Annotated in this window: 14 protein-coding genes and 5 pseudogenes; 7 read left to right on the plus strand and 12 right to left on the minus strand. The window is 36.7% G+C overall.

Annotation, left to right across the window (positions count from 1 at the left end; genetic code table 11):
• The 6 genes and pseudogenes from HMPREF0851_RS16590 to HMPREF0851_RS14215 form a co-directional block, all read left to right on the plus strand.
• The coding region (locus HMPREF0851_RS16590) for a DUF2971 domain-containing protein (protein WP_000315383.1) at positions 1–1,880 on the plus strand (1,880 nt) is incomplete at its 5' end.
• Between the two features lie 47 nt (positions 1,881–1,927).
• A pseudogene (locus HMPREF0851_RS16035) lies at positions 1,928–2,131 on the plus strand (transposase); the annotation flags it as partial.
• Positions 2,132–2,321: 190 nt separating this feature from the next.
• Positions 2,322–2,648 (plus strand): PadR family transcriptional regulator, encoded by a 327-nt coding sequence (locus HMPREF0851_RS14200; protein WP_000273858.1) that lies wholly within the window; start codon positions 2,322–2,324, stop codon positions 2,646–2,648.
• Positions 2,635–3,228: a DUF1700 domain-containing protein gene (locus tag HMPREF0851_RS14205; RefSeq protein ID WP_000198698.1), complete on the plus strand. Its 594-nt coding sequence runs from the start codon at positions 2,635–2,637 to the stop codon at positions 3,226–3,228. Before HMPREF0851_RS14200 ends, HMPREF0851_RS14205 begins: the two co-directional genes overlap by 14 nt.
• Positions 3,221–4,162 carry a DUF4097 family beta strand repeat-containing protein gene (locus HMPREF0851_RS14210; RefSeq protein ID WP_001229058.1) on the plus strand — a complete coding sequence of 314 codons (942 nt, stop codon included), beginning with the start codon at positions 3,221–3,223 and terminating at the stop codon, positions 4,160–4,162. The genes HMPREF0851_RS14205 and HMPREF0851_RS14210 overlap by 8 nt, the downstream gene beginning before the upstream one ends.
• A 59-nt stretch (positions 4,163–4,221) precedes the next feature.
• A complete protein-coding gene (locus tag HMPREF0851_RS14215) occupies positions 4,222–5,286 on the plus strand; it encodes a DUF6574 domain-containing protein (protein WP_000808428.1) in 1,065 nt (354 codons plus the stop codon).
• A 489-nt stretch (positions 5,287–5,775) separates the two neighbouring features.
• Here HMPREF0851_RS14215 and HMPREF0851_RS14220 read toward each other — a convergent pair whose 3' ends face one another.
• The 5 genes from HMPREF0851_RS14220 to HMPREF0851_RS14240 form a co-directional block, all read right to left on the minus strand.
• Positions 5,776–6,354, minus strand: a complete 579-nt coding sequence (locus HMPREF0851_RS14220) for a hypothetical protein (protein ID WP_232197020.1) — start codon at positions 6,352–6,354, stop codon at positions 5,776–5,778.
• A gap of 11 nt (positions 6,355–6,365) precedes the next feature.
• Complete coding sequence (locus HMPREF0851_RS14225) at positions 6,366–7,058, minus strand: hypothetical protein (RefSeq protein WP_001086663.1); 693 nt, start codon at positions 7,056–7,058, stop codon at positions 6,366–6,368.
• A gap of 23 nt (positions 7,059–7,081) precedes the next feature.
• Positions 7,082–7,945: an ABC transporter ATP-binding protein gene (locus HMPREF0851_RS14230; RefSeq protein ID WP_001082445.1), complete on the minus strand. Its 864-nt coding sequence runs from the start codon at positions 7,943–7,945 to the stop codon at positions 7,082–7,084.
• Between the two features lie 31 nt (positions 7,946–7,976).
• Positions 7,977–8,198, minus strand: a complete 222-nt coding sequence (locus HMPREF0851_RS14235) for a hypothetical protein (protein ID WP_000527480.1) — start codon at positions 8,196–8,198, stop codon at positions 7,977–7,979.
• A gap of 94 nt (positions 8,199–8,292) precedes the next feature.
• Positions 8,293–9,216: a helix-turn-helix domain-containing protein gene (locus tag HMPREF0851_RS14240; RefSeq protein WP_000351774.1), complete on the minus strand. Its 924-nt coding sequence runs from the start codon at positions 9,214–9,216 to the stop codon at positions 8,293–8,295.
• Between the two features lie 146 nt (positions 9,217–9,362).
• On the opposite strand from HMPREF0851_RS14240, the pseudogene HMPREF0851_RS14245 reads away from it, so the two are divergent.
• A pseudogene (locus HMPREF0851_RS14245) lies at positions 9,363–9,632 on the plus strand (DUF6574 domain-containing protein); the annotation flags it as partial.
• Positions 9,633–9,701: 69 nt separating this feature from the next.
• On the opposite strand, the pseudogene HMPREF0851_RS14250 reads toward HMPREF0851_RS14245, so the two are convergent.
• The 7 genes and pseudogenes from HMPREF0851_RS14250 to HMPREF0851_RS14270 form a co-directional block, all read right to left on the minus strand.
• Positions 9,702–10,561 (minus strand): annotated as a pseudogene (locus HMPREF0851_RS14250) (DUF4299 family protein).
• A gap of 227 nt (positions 10,562–10,788) precedes the next feature.
• Positions 10,789–11,775 (minus strand): rhodanese-related sulfurtransferase, encoded by a 987-nt coding sequence (locus HMPREF0851_RS14255; protein WP_001030011.1) that lies wholly within the window; start codon positions 11,773–11,775, stop codon positions 10,789–10,791.
• Positions 11,776–11,906: 131 nt separating this feature from the next.
• Positions 11,907–12,203 carry a bacteriocin immunity protein gene (locus tag HMPREF0851_RS14260; protein ID WP_000188104.1) on the minus strand — a complete coding sequence of 99 codons (297 nt, stop codon included), beginning with the start codon at positions 12,201–12,203 and terminating at the stop codon, positions 11,907–11,909.
• A 56-nt stretch (positions 12,204–12,259) separates the two neighbouring features.
• A pseudogene (locus HMPREF0851_RS16045) lies at positions 12,260–12,340 on the minus strand (CPBP family intramembrane glutamate endopeptidase); the annotation flags it as partial.
• Between the two features lie 120 nt (positions 12,341–12,460).
• The gene (locus HMPREF0851_RS16595) at positions 12,461–12,709 is read right to left on the minus strand and encodes a hypothetical protein (RefSeq protein WP_083804108.1); all 249 of its coding nucleotides are present in this window, start codon (positions 12,707–12,709) and stop codon (positions 12,461–12,463) included.
• Between the two features lie 185 nt (positions 12,710–12,894).
• Positions 12,895–13,283 (minus strand): annotated as a pseudogene (locus HMPREF0851_RS16600) (IS30 family transposase); the annotation flags it as partial.
• A gap of 386 nt (positions 13,284–13,669) precedes the next feature.
• A partial coding sequence (locus tag HMPREF0851_RS14270) for an LPXTG cell wall anchor domain-containing protein (RefSeq protein WP_000851502.1) occupies positions 13,670–15,074 on the minus strand: 1,405 nt, incomplete at its 5' end.

A 15,074-nucleotide genomic window follows, 5' to 3' on the forward strand; every position in this document is an offset into this window, starting at 1 on the left:
CTACTGCTGAAAAATTAGAGAAATTGCAACAAAAATTCCAGGAATCACATGATATTGCAGAAGCATTTGCTGCTACTTTGCTCCTTTTATCATTCGAGCAGACTGGGTTGAAGGAACGGATGGCTACTGCTGAAAAATTAGAGAAATTGCAACAACAATTCCAGGAATCGCATGATTTAGCTTTGCACTATACTAGAATTTTGGCTATTTTATCAACCAAGCAGACTGGGTTGAAGGAACGGATGGCTACTGCTGAAAAATTAGAGAAATTGCAGCAAAAATTCCCTGAAGTGCATGATATAGCTGAAGCATTTGCTAAGACTTTGCTCCTTTTATCAATCAAACAGACTGAATTGGAAGAATTGGAGACTACTGCTGAAAAATTAGAGAAATTGCAACAACAATTCCAGGAATCGTATGATATAGCAGAAGTATTTGCCAGGTTTTTGTTCATTTTATCAACCAATCAGACTGAATTAGAAGAATTGGAGACTACTGCTGAGAAATTGCAAGACTTGCAACAACAATTCCAAGAATCTGAAGAAATTGCTTTTTTATATAGTATATTATTAGCAAACTTATTTAATCATCAAACGGAGTTAGATGAACGTCTTCAAACCACAAAAATAATTAAAAAACTCTATGAAGAATTCTCCAACTTTATGTTACAAAATTTTGATGATTTATTTTTTAGTAATGATAATGTTTGTGACAGTACGAAGTACATGCTATTCAACTTTATCCTAAGGGAAGGGCTTTTAAAGAAGACTAAATATGCTATTTTACAAAAATGGACAGATCGTTATAAAGAAGACTCCAGTGAACTAAAGAACTTGCTATCAATTTATCAAATTGTTCAGAAAATCAAGTATCAACTGGGACTAAAAGACGAAGATAAAAATCAGGTGCTTAAATTCGGCCACTACACCAAGGGAAGCACTCTCCAAATCATGTTAGAACAAGAGGAGAACGATAAGAAGGATTTTTCAGTATCTGGGAAAACTCGTTTGTATAATGCTAATTATATGAATGATCCTGAAGAAGGAATCGTCATAGAACAGATATTGGGCTTAGATAGACGAGATGTTTTGGAACCAAGCTCATGGTTCTTAATGAGTTTTACAAATAAAACGGATGATTTGACCATGTGGTCCCAGTATGGTGATGATGCCAAAGGTGTTTGTCTGGTACTTCGAGAAGATGATTTTTCTAGATTTACTTCCTTCAATGATGTTTCTTGGCGTCAAGAAAAAAACTTTTTAGAATTCTCTGATAAGATGTATTTACTGAAATCTGAATTAAATAGTGGTTTTGAAAAATCTATCTTTCGGAGTAAAAGTGAAAATTCAGTCGATACTGTTAATGATGAAGGAACTGAACCGAATTCTGTAGAAAAAGATAGTGATTCAAAAGGGAATCGTGATTATCTCTACCGAATTGCCTATGTTAAGCATAAAGAGGAAAATTTAAAACTAGAACAAACTGAACTATTTGAGAAGTCGGAAATAGAAGAATTAGAAAAATTGTTGAATAGTTTAAAAGAAAAACTAGATATCGGTTCAAAAATTACGGAGGAGAACTATCAAAATGCTATTGCTGAATGTATCGAAGAAATTCGTTACTTGTTTAAATCTGTAGATTATAAATATGAAAATGAACTGCGTATCTTACGCTATGCTAATCTAGACCCAAGTAATAAGGAAATCAAAATTGACAAAACCTCTGGAGTAGGTAAACTTTATATAGAACGAAAAAATTCAATTCAAATCGGTGAAGTCATTTTCGGTCCCAAGTTTCCGAATCCTGAGTATGTAACTCCTTTACTAAAACTATTGGATGAAAATATTGATTATACAAAATCTACGATAAAATTCAGATAATATTCTCACAAAAATCCTCTAAGAGTCTGGGACAATAGTCCCAGACTCAACTCAAGGCTGCCTATAATCTTCAAATCGCTACTGAAAACCAATTTGTTCTTCACTATGATGTCTTCTCAAATCCAACAGACAACAAGACTCTTCTGTCCTTACTTGAAACCTATCCTCATGACGTAAAGACAGTTGTCGCAGATGCTGGATATGGAAGTGAAGAGAATCTCCTTCGTTTAGATGAAAAGGAGGTGAACCATATTAAAAAGCTAGAGTTTCCGCTATTGGAAATCTCTAGCTTTTTTGTGGTCGAAAACTATTTTGTCCCAGGCTCTTTTTATATATAAAAATTTTACACATTTCTCTTGACAGGGCTTTCTTTTAGATGTACAATATATGTGTAGAAAAATTATATATAAAAATTTTACACATTAGAAAAGGAGGTTCCCCATGTACTTTCCAACATCCTCTGCCTTGATTGAATTTCTCATCTTGGCCGTACTGGAGCAGGATGATTCTTATGGTTATGAGATTAGCCAAACCATTAAGCTGATCGCCAATATCAAAGAATCTACACTCTATCCCATTCTCAAAAAATTGGAGGGCAATAGCTTTCTGACAACCTATTCTAGAGAGTTCCAAGGTCGCATGCGCAAATACTACTCCTTGACAAACGGTGGTATAGAGCAGCTCGTGACCCTAAAAGATGAATGGGCACTTTATACAGACACCATCAATGGCATCATAGAAGGGAGTATCCGCCATGACAAGAACTGAATACCTGACTCAGCTAGAACTTTATCTCAAAAAACTACCTCAGGCTGACCAAATTGAAGCCATGGACTATTTCAGGGAACTCTTTGACGATGCTGGAGTTGAAGGAGAAGAAGAACTCATCGCTAGCTTGGGAACTCCTAAGGAAGCAGCTCACGAAGTCCTCTCCAATCTTCTCGATAAAAAAATCAATGAGGCACACGCTCAAAAGAATAACCGACAAATTTTACATATCGCCTTGTTAGCTCTCCTTGCAGCACCCATTGGTATTCCTCTGGGAATCGCCATTCTCGTGTCCCTGTTCGCAATCCTTGTGGCAGCCTTGACTGTCATCTTGGCTTTCTTTGCGATTTCCATACTTGGTATCATTGGCGGATTCCTATTTTTAGTTGAAAGTTTCACTGTCCTAGCCCAAGCTAAATCAGCCTTTATCTTGATTTTCGGCTCTGGTTTACTAGCCATCGGTGCTTCTTCGCTGGTCTTACTAGGTATCTCCTATGTAGCTCGCTTCTTCGGTCTACTCATTGTTCGCCTGGTGCAATTTGTTCTCAAAAAAGGAAAGAGAGGTGACCAGCATGCGTAAATTGACAAAAGGATTTCTCATTTTTGGTGTGGTGACTACCGTTATCGGCTTTATCTTGCTTTTTGTAGGTATCCAATCTGACGGAATCAAGAGCCTACTTGCCATGTCTAAGGAACCTGTCTATGATAGTCGGATGGAAGAGCTGACCTTTGGCAAGGAAGTCGAAAACCTAGAGATTACGCTCTACCAACACGCGCTCACCATCACAGACTCTTTCGATGATCAAATCCACATTTCTTATCATCCATCTATTTCTGCTAACCATGATCTTGTCACAAATCAAAACGACAAAACTCTAAGCCTCACTGATAAGAAACTGTCTGAAACTCCATTTCTCTCTTCTGGAATTGGCGGGATTCTCCATATCGCAAGTAGCTACTCTAGTCGTTTTGATGAAGTTATTCTCCAATTGCCAAAAGGAAGAAGCCTAAAAGGAATCAACGTGTCAGCCAATCGTGGACAAACCAGTATCACCAATGCCAGTCTTGAAAATGCGACCATCAATACCAATAATGGCTTTCTCCTAAGAATCACAGAGAGTCGGATAAAAAACAGCAAACTCACAACCCCCAATATTATCAATATCTTTGATACAGACCTTACAGATAGTCAGCTAGAGTCAACAGAGAATCACTTCCACGCTGAAAATATCCAAGTCCATGGTAGGGTGGAATTGGCAGCGAAAACAGACCTACAACTCCTACTTTCCGAAGAAGAAAAACAAAGAATCAACTTAGATCTTTCAACAAAACATGGTTCTATTCTTCATTTTTTAAGAGAAGGAAGACGTTCGTTTAAAAACAAAGATGAACGATTAAGCAATCCTTATAAAACAGAAAAAGCAGATGCAAAAGATCAACTCATGGCAAGAGCAGAACAGGATATCTATCTACTCAAATCAGAGGAACACGAGCCTTCTTCTAGAAATCGTTGACAAAAGCGCTTACATCTGCTAATGTAAAATAAAAAAAACAACCAAAAAGGAGGTTCCTCATGAAACAAGAATGGTTTGAAAGTAATGATTTTGTAAAAACAACAAGTAAGAACAAGCCTGATGAACAGTCCCAAAATGTTGCAGACAAGGCTGAAGAAAGGATAGCTGATCTCGATATGCCAATTGAAAAAAATACTCAGTTAGAAGAGGAAGTCTCTCAAGCTGAAGTTGAACTGGAAAGCCAGCAAGAAGAGAAAATTGAAACGCCTGAAGACAGTGAAGCGAGAACAGAAATAGAAGAAAAGAAAGCATTAGATTCTACTGAAGAAGAGCAAGACCTTTCTAAAGAAACAGAAAAAGTCACTATAGCTGAAGAGAGTCAAGAAGCACTTCCTCAGCAAAAAACAACTACGAAAGAGCCCCTTCTTATCAGTCAATCCTTAGAAAGTCCCTATATCCCCGACCAAGTTCCAAAATCTACGGATAAATGGAAAGAGCAAGCGCTTGATTTTTGGTCTTGGCTAGTGGAAGCAATCAAATCTCCTACGAGCAATCTTGAAACAAGTAGCACACACAGCTATACAGCCTTTCTCTTGCTCATTCTGTTTTCTGCATCTTCCTTTTTCTTTAGTATCTACCACATCAAACATGCTTACTATGGACATATAGCAACTATGCATAATCACTTCCCTGAACAATTTGCTTCATTAAATCTCTTTTCGATTATCTCTATCCTAGTAGCAACAACACTCTTCTTCTTTTCATTCCTCTTGGGTAGTTTCGTTGTGAGACGATTTATCCACCAGGAAAAAGACTGGACACTAGAAAAGGCTCTCCAACAGTATAGTCAACTCTTGGCAATTCCAATCTTCCTCACTGCTATTGCTAGTTTCTTTGCCTTCTTTGACAGCCTACGATTTACAGCCCTCTTGTGTGTGATTAGCATTGGAATCATTCTGCTTGCTAGCCTCCATATCATTACGAGACCTAGTCAATCAAGTGAAACCGACTCCTTCTATCAGTTATTCTTGTCTGTCCTTGTGAACGGAGTCATTATCCTCCTCTTCTTTGTAGCTGAAGTCGCACTGATTGGGGATTATCTTCGTATCTTGGCCTTTCTTTAAACTTCATACTCTTCGAAAATCTCTTCAAACCACGTCAGCTTCGCCTTACCGTACTCAAGTACAGCCTGCGGCTAGCTTCCTAGTTTGCTCTTTGATTTTCATTGAGTAGCAATCCTGTCACCCATGGCAGGATTTTTTATATATCAAAAAGCAAGTCGATTGACCTGCTTCTGCTTTACTTTTCTTGTGCTAATGTTTTAAAATCTTGTCCTAGGATGGGTTGTATTTCTATAGTTCAGTAGTATGATAACGTTGCTATGAAGTTCGTTATCCCAAATATTATGCAAACTAGGAGTCTCAATTTGATAAGAATCCGCATCAATACCATAGCTTTTTAGTATATCTTCTATATCAAACAAAGACAGTCCTTAGTGGTTATTGTTATCAAATTGTAGACTATCTAAATGTTCTAATTTTGGGAAATAGTAAGAAATGATTGTCTTTACACAAGCCATTCCACAATCCAGCAAAGTTGCTTGTTTATAGTGACTAACCATTATTTTCTCCTTTTTCAACACTTATCTTACTATAACCATCAACTTCAATGACGCTATTCGAAGTTTGATTTGTCGTAGGAACCCTTAAAACTTCTCCTGTATTATTTGTATGTAAAGTATAGATTCCATCAAAGTCTTCAGGAACTGTAATAGATACATCACCAACAAGAGTATCTATAAATATTTTTTCGAAAGTCGCATTTTTCCCTAAGGAAATGGTTACATATAACTTATCTTTCCCTTGTGAACTCAAAGCCAAATTAAAGCCATGTTGTGAAAATGGAATATATAGACTATCTGAACTCATTTTAACGTTTTTAGTTATGTTATTCACTGATTCTTCGGAAACTTTTCCTTCTATTTGAACACTTGTCTCATCTGATTCACTCTTGACAACTTTAACATCAATTGCTTGCTTTGAACCATAAAACTCTAACGTTTTAATACTTTTAGAAGAAAGAGTCCACGATTGTTTTACACTGATTGTCGTCTCTCCTCGTTTTAAGGTTAATAAAATTCCAGCCACTACAAACAGTAACAACAGCCCAATTACAATTCCTATTTTTTTCATCATTAGTACTCCTACTTAAATTCTTTTTTACTGAATACAACAAACGCAAGTACAATCACTGCTATACTTACCAATATAGGATAGCCTACATTCGTAAGGGTAAATTGACTTACCCCAGAGGAAGTTTTCAAATTTAAAGTCATTAATAAATAGTCTCTCACACTCTCACCAGAGTTTGGAAGGACATAAACTAATAGGTTATCAAACAGTAAAATATAGAGTATATAAATCATACATGATTCATAAACCTTATCAAATATTTGAAAAATTAATAATGATATACTGATAATAACCAAATAGTATGGTAGTTGATGTAAAAATGTCGAAACAATCAACACCAAGTCTCCCTCCAAATAGACAAGAGCTGTTAAACTATAAAAAATAGTTACATATAGGAAAGACAAACAAAAGGCTCCCAAAGTTTTATATAAAAATAACTTCCATCGTTGGTTTTCTTTTGTGAGCAGAATATTAATCGTACGAAAACTATAATCTTCCCCCCAGAAAAATAAATTAGTAGAGATGAAAAGCAAAGGAATAAAACCACTCACATTTGAAATCAATACTCGAAATGCTGGTTCATCTTCATTCGATGACTTAAAAAATAAGGAGAATAACAAAATCAATAATCCTATCAACAAACTAGGAAGCACTCCTCTTTTTTCCCAGTAAAATTTATACATATCTGCTTTAAGAGAATTCATGATTCTCCTCCTTTCTTAAATCATCAGATAATATTACGCAAATAGTAGTCCTCAAAGCGTTCCTTCTTAATATATATATCCTGTATCACTAGATTTGAAGCAACACTATATTCCAAGATAACCATTAATTTTTCCTTTTCTGGCACAACCAGATAGTCCTCCTGCTCAAAATGAACAATGCCCTCTTCTTTTAAAAACATTTTTAGAATCTGATTAGCACTCGTCTTAAGAAAGAGCTTTTCCGACAAATCATTTGCTAGCTCTTTTGAACTCATCACATTTAGAATTTTCCCCTTTTTCATAATGATATACTTATCTGTTATAAACTCTAACTCCGATAGGATATGGCTTGAAATCAAAAAGGTAACTCCCAACTGATCCCTTAAATTCAAAATCATTTTTCTTAAATCTGAAATCCCTTGAGGATCTAAACCATTCACTGGTTCATCTAAGATAATAAGCTCTGGATTATCCAAAAGAGCAATTGCTATCGATAATCTTTGCTTCATTCCAAGAGAATAGTTTTTTACTTTTCTGTCCCATGATGGTTTGGTTAGGCGAACCAATTCCAACATTTTTATGATATCTGTCTTTAAACCAAATCTTGTTTTATAATATTGCAAGTGTTGACGCCCAGTCAAGTTTGGATAAAGGGCAGGTGATTCGATAATACTGCCAATCTTATGCTGAGAAACACTCTTGATTTCTCCCTTATCAGCTCGAATGAGTCCTAGAAGAATTCTCATTAATGTTGTCTTTCCAGCACCATTCTCTCCGATAAGACCACATATTTCCCCTTGCTCAATATCAAAGGAAATATTATGTAGAACCTGTTCTTTCCCATATATTTTATCAATATTTTTAAGACTTAAAATCACACGATTCATAGTTTCTCTCCGTTCATTATACCCTTTGCTTTCATGAATTATCCTCCACCTCTGAAATCCCAAAATTCTTAACATCTGTAATTTCCTCAGGCAAAATTACAATTCGCTCTTCACCTGCATCTAAAATTGCTAGGCGAAAGATTTCGTTATTTAATGCTATCTCTACCAACTTTTGCGAAGTCGTGTTATTTCGAACTATCAAACTGTGGCGAGTTTGTGTAAAAGTCTCTAGTAAGATACTAAGATTCCCCATCTCTTCCCTCCTAACCCAAATAACTCTCTTGACTTTTCATTACATCTCTAGTTTAACGCTTTCAAAAATAAAAAAACATGACAAAAATGTCATGTCAGCTCTCCATTTCCTCAAAAGTTTTTATATCTTTTTCTTTTTCTCCCAATATACGCGCTTCTAATACTGAGTCTCCAAATGCTTGAGCACAAATAATAGCTCTATCGTATAAGCGGATGGCTTTTTCCTTATCCCGTTTATGAAATAAGGTACACATAGCTTCAAGCATATCAACAATTGGCTTGTTTTGAAAATCCTGCGATAAAATCATCAGCCTGTTCATCGCCTTAACATAAGGCTCAAAAGTAGAGTAAGATTTTTCCATCCATTGAACAGCTAAAGAATCAAGCACCGTTCTCTTTAACATATAAGCTGTCTCTAAATCGGATGAATTTGTTTCTCTTATAAGTTTTTTAGAAAGCATCCAAAATAGTTCATGATGATACTCAGTCGGTCTTGCCAAACATGAACCAAAGTACAATTTTATAAGAAGCAAATCATTCACAGAATAGTTTTTCCTTATCTTTACTTGTTCAAAATATTCATCCAGCAAAGCATCGCCAAAACCTGCATCTTCACTTACAAAGACATCAAAACTAGCTTGTAAGGCACTAACTGCAATCTGCTCATCCTCAGGTAGACTGTCATAATAGTGTTCGTAAACTCTTTCAAACAACTCTTCCTTAACCTGGATTCTATCATCATCTCCATAAGTTTGAAACTTAATGAGTTTATCCTTTAATATCAAGTACTCTGAGGGTAAAATCATATGATCCATATCTACTATATGTGAAATTGGACAGCCTAGTTTATAAGCTATATACTCTACCTTGGATAAACTCGGAGAAGACTGACCTGATTCAATCCGTGCCAATTGGCGCACCGTTATCTCGGTTTCATCATCACAAAGAGTTTCACGAGTGATATGTTTCATCTCTCGCAACATTCGGATTCTTTTACCTACTTCTATTTTTATATCCATTTATTTACTCTCCTGACAACTATTTCCATATAAAAAATAAATTCCCTGTATATATTTTACTATTTTCTATGGAGATAAGCAATATTTGAAATATATATAACTATCTTTGTGTCATGTCATAAATTCCAGTTTAACTATTACTACATCTAGGTTTCCCAATCATCCTCACTGCTATTGCTAGTTTCTTTGCCTTCTTTGACAGCCTACGATTTACAGCCCTCTTGTGTGTGATTAGCATTGGAATCATTCTGCTTGCCAGTCTCCATATCATTACAAGACCAAGCCAAGCAAGTGAAACCGACTCCTTCTATCAATTATTCTTGTCTGTCCTTGTGAACGGAGTCATTATCCTCCTCTTCTTTGTAGCTGAAGTGGCACTAATTGGAGATTATCTTCGTATCTTGGCCTTTCTTTAAACTTCAATCCTGTCTTTCATGGCAGGATTTTTCTATGCCAAAAAGCAAGTCGATTGACCTGCTTCTGCTTTACTCTTCTTGTGCTAATGTTTTAAAATCTTGTCCTAGGATGGGTTGTACTTCTAATTGATTGGCATCTAGTGGGTGTAAGATGCTGGTGGTAGTGACTCTAGGAATTTTGCATAGTTCAAGCGGGCAATGGCTTCATAGTCTTCTTGTTTAGAGCCGTCTCCTGTGATTTGAACCAAGTCAATCTCCCACTGCACTTCCTTATCCACCAATTGCTCCATATAGGCTGCAGGTACAAATGGTTCTCTCGGTAAAACAGTCTTGACGCCTTGAGCTAGATGGTAAATACCGTGCACTTGGCCTTCTCCATCCTGATAGAAGGAAACTCTTGCAAAGTAGGCGTCTGTCTCTTGAACCGCACGTACACGTGCTTCAAACTGTGCCAAGCCATCTGCCTCTAAAAAGCTTTTCAAGTCCTCATGACTAAAGAAAACAGGATTAAAAATTCCTTGGCAAATCGTAAAACGAGCTGCATTATCTGTCAGATGGGCTTGAAGACTTGCCTGGAAATAAGCTTCAAAATCAAAACCATCTAGTCCTTCAATCTCAGTTCCTGTGTAAGCAAGCAGGGCATCTAAAAATGATTTGATAATCTGCCAGTCTGTCTTCGTGAGTAGGTCAGGAAGATCGACACGGTAAGCCTTTTGACCATCATCATAACTGACCTTAAAGAGAAATTGCGATTGCCCCACTATCGCACACTCGATATACTCAAGACGATTAAGAGGCTGACGCAGATAGACTGCATCATAGCTATGTGACTCCAAGCCATCTACCAAGGCCAAGATAGACTTGGCAGTCAAAATTTCCTGTGCTCCTAAAATGCTCTGTTTATTTGGAATAAAAAATGTTTTCGACATAACTGGGCTCCTTTGAAATCGTTTACATATAGTATACCTTATTTTTCTGAAAGATACAAAAACAAACTTTATACTCTTCGAAAATCAAATTCAAACCGCGTCAGCTTCGCCTTGCCGTACTCAAGTACAGCCTGCGGCTAGCTTCCTAGTTTGCTCTTTGATTTTCATTGAGTATTAGATTTTTTAGTAAAAAGCATAGAAAAACAGCCCCTAAGGACTGTTTAATCTTATACAGTAGCTGCTTGATCCAAGCTTTCACCGATAGCGGCTAGGCGCTCGACAACTTCAGCTTGTGTCAATTCATGTTCTGAAACATAGCGGTTACGTGGGTGGACACGGCACTCGTGTGAGCATCCACGAAGGTACTTGTCTTCATTTTCTTCTGATGTCAAGATACGACGGTTACAGAAGGGATTTCCACAGTTGACATAGCGTTCACATGGTGTTCCATCAAACCAGTCTTTTCCTACGATGGTTGGGTTGACATGGTTAACATCTACGGCAATACGCTCGTCAAAGACGTACATTTTTCCATCCCAAAGCTCGCCTTGGACTTCTGGGTCTTTCCCGTAAGTTGCAATTCCTCCATGCAATTGACCGACATCTTTGTAGCCTTCACGCACCATCCAGCCTGAGAATTTCTCACAGCGAACGCCACCTGTACAGTAAACCACGACACGCTTGTCCATGAATTTTTCTTTGTTATCACGAACCCATTGTGGCAACTCACGGAAGTTGCGGATGTCTGGGCGGATAGCCCCACGGAAATGTCCTAGGTCGTACTCATAATCGTTACGTGTGTCAAGGACAACTGTATCTTCGTCAAGAAGAGCTTCTTTGAACTCTTTTGGAGACAAGTAAGCACCTGTTGTTTCAAGTGGGTTGATGTCGTTGTCAAAGTCGTTGTCTTCCAAACCAAGGTGGACAATCTCTTTCTTGTAGCGAACAAACATCTTCTTGAAGGCTTGTTCATTTTCTTCGTCAATCTTGAACCATAGGTCTTCCATTCCTGGGAGGCTATGAACGTAGTCCATGTATTTTTGAGTTGTTTCGTAGTCACCTGAAACTGTTCCGTTAATTCCCTCGTCAGCGACTAGGATACGGCCTTTAAGACCGATTGATTTACAGAAAGCCAAGTGGTCTGCAGCAAATTGCTCTGCATTTTCAATTGGAGTATAAAGGTAGTAAAGTAAGACACGAATATCTTTTGCCATAAGATTTGTTCTCTTTTCTATTCTTAAATTCTCAGAATTTTTCATCTGACTATACTAGTATACCTGCTTGAGAAAACGAATGCAATTTATTTGACTGGAAATTGTAGAAATAGGCATATCCCTGCACCTAATCAGTAACCATAGCGAATAGCAGATAATTCTCTCAATTTTTTGATCTGATCGGATTGATTTTCTGACAATATCAGCTTATTATCAATCAACACATGTGAGATATCAACATTCATTTGGCTCAATATAAACGGAGTAGAAGTCCCATCGTCCTTTAATCGTCTTTTATACATAACTAACTGATTTTTCAAGGGAGTCAGTTGAGGCGTATCCTTTATATCTTCCAATAGATGATCTATGATCGTCATGGCTTCACAACGTCTTTCGCTTCCTCCAGCAAACCATTTTAATGGCGTCATTCTTATTTCCCTCCTTAAATTGAAAAACGTTCATTCCTAACGCTCGTGCCAGTATTTTACCACACCCTATGTAAAAAAGTCAGCAAAAATGGTAGGGTAGCGACAATATTATTGATCACATAAGATGCATAAGCCGGATTGAAGTTTTAAAAAATAAAACTTAATCTTAACTACCGATTTAGCAACTAATCTAGCAAGCCACAATAAACCATCTCATTGAAATACTAAGCATATCTAGACTGAACTTAAATTTTTATTTAGAAGCTGGACAAAAACTCAATTTCAGAAGAAAACGAAGTAAATCTTCCCACAATAAAACTGACATGATAAAAATCCTCATCGCTCCAAACAACACTATCCATGCAAAAACCATGAGTATGATCATCTGTAAAATCAAAACTCCCTAAAATCATACCTACCAATTCTACTAACGTTTCTTTTTTAGGAATGTGTATACGCCGATAGCAACCTTTCCCAAATTTGACGAAAACAATCCAAGAACGCACAAATAATAGCTTTTCAGCCTCTATTTCCTATTTTACTCATTTTAAATGTACCATAATCCCTCCAATAGTCAAGCAAAATAATTTCTTTTAATCTATCATCCCTCTTGAGTTTATCGAACTAAGTCACCTATAACTAGAAAAAGGTATAGAAATAGAATGTTTCACGAGAAACACTCAATTCCAAGTTAACTAACAACCAGAAATTCTTCGGAAAACTTGTATGCCAATCGTTTTTTCAGATAGTTGTTAATCCACTTTTCAATGAAGGCAACCACTTTATAAACGTTTTCTTATTTTCTTTAGGTAGCTATCTCTAAATGATTCTGTTGTGATTCTCATTAGTTCCCCTTTCTCAAGAGACATAAGGGTTTGCATAGCAGATATGTTCCTTAGAAAACACATTAGTCAAGCGATTGAGTTCCGTTCTATTATCTCCCGTAATGGAACGATTTTAATGTTGTTTTAAGATAAATTTGAGGGCCTGATTAACAGACTTAGCACTGTTATTTGGAATCAATCGGATAATTTAATGTCTACTTCTTCTATCACCAAGCAAAGTATATAGTAAAACGCATCAACCTTTTATACTAAATAAAAATAAAGCAACAAACTAAAGAATCTTTCCTAACCAACTAAAAGAGTTCATTTACAAGTATAAATCAGATTTACAAAATCAATAACAATAACAGATTTTTAGCAAATCATAGTATATTGAAATAAGATCCGAACAAATTGATTATGAAAATCAAATTAATTTCTAAAAATGTTTTAGCATCCGAAAAGTACTATTCTAGTTTCAATTTATTATAGAAGTCGTATCCCACTATTCTAGCTTCAATTCACTATACTTCAAAAAATCTCCTAGCATACTTTCCTGCTAGGAGATTTTCTTATAAAAGGTACTTATTTAAGCTCTGAAAATCGGATTTATCATCTGATCTTTATCAAATAATCTACCAATTAAGCTTCTTCGTCTTCTTTACGACGACGGCCTGCAAGACCAAGACCAAGTAAGGCACTTGCGGCTGCTGCTACCATAGCTACAGTAGAATCTGCTGTACCTGTATATGGTAATTCTTTCGCTCCTTTACGTGCATTTGTGTGTTCTGATACTATTTGACCAGTATTAGCTGAACTTCCATTGTCTGTAGAAGAACGTTGTTTAAAGATATCTTTGGATACGATTGTGTACACTTTACCATCTTTAGTAATTACAGTTGCATTTCCTGCTTTGTCGAAGATAACTTCTACCACATCAGCATTTGCTCCTTTAATCTTAGCTTTTGCAGCTTCTTTTTCTGCATCTGTTAAGTTATTGAGATCTGCTACTGTTTCTTTTTCGAAGTCAACGTTGATGTTTTCACCATTGTTCTTAGCTGCAACATCTTTAGCATCTTTAACTAATTGAGCTGCTGGAATTGTTGCTGTCTTACCTTCTGGTGTCGTTACTGTTGCATTTCCGTTTTCGTCTACTACTACAGTTGATCCTGGGTTCACTGCTTTAATTGATTCTTTAACTTTTTCAATTTCATCAGCTGTTAATTTAGCTTTATCTCCAACTAACACTCTAGTTGCTGGTGTGTTTACACCATTTTGTTGAGTTGGGTCAGTTAATTTATCTTCTGGAATTACTAAGTCAAGTTCTGGGATTACTAATACTGTTCCATCACCTTTAGTAACGATTGCATCACCTTTATCATTTACTACTACAGTTGATCCTGGGTTTACATCCTCTACTGCTTTCTTAACTTTTGCTTTTTCTTCATCTGTTAAGTTAGCTGGATCTTTTACTACTGTCTTAGTTGCTGGTGTGTTTGCTCCATTTCCTGCATTTTCTTTACCTGCATCTGCTGCTGACTTAGTTAAATCTGTTGCTGGAATTGTTGCTGTTTTACCTTCTGGGGTTGTGACGGTTGCGTTTCCTTTATCGTCTACTACAACTTTAGATCCTGGGTTCACTGCTTTAACTTTGTCTTCGATTGCTTTCTTCTCAGCATCTGTTAATTTAGCTAGATCTTTTACTTCTACCTTAGCTGCTGGTGTGTTTACTGCATTGCCTGCATTTGCTTTACCTGCATCTGCTACTGACTTAGTTACGTCTGCTGCTGGAATTACGGCTGTATTTCCTTCTGGCGTTGTGACGGTTGCGTTTCCTTTATCGTCTACTACAACTTTAGATACTGGGTTGACTGCCTCAATTGCTTCCTTAACTTTTGCTTTTTCTTCATCTGTTAAGTTAGCTGGATCTTTAACTTCCACCTTAGCTGCTGGTGTGTTTACTGCATTGCCTGCATTTGCTTTAGCTGCATCTGCTGCTGACTTAGTCAAGTCTGACGCTGGGATAACTGCTGTATTCCTTCTGGCG

Source organism: Streptococcus sp. M334, assembly GCF_000187745.1.
Classification (GTDB): Bacteria; Bacillota; Bacilli; order Lactobacillales; family Streptococcaceae; genus Streptococcus.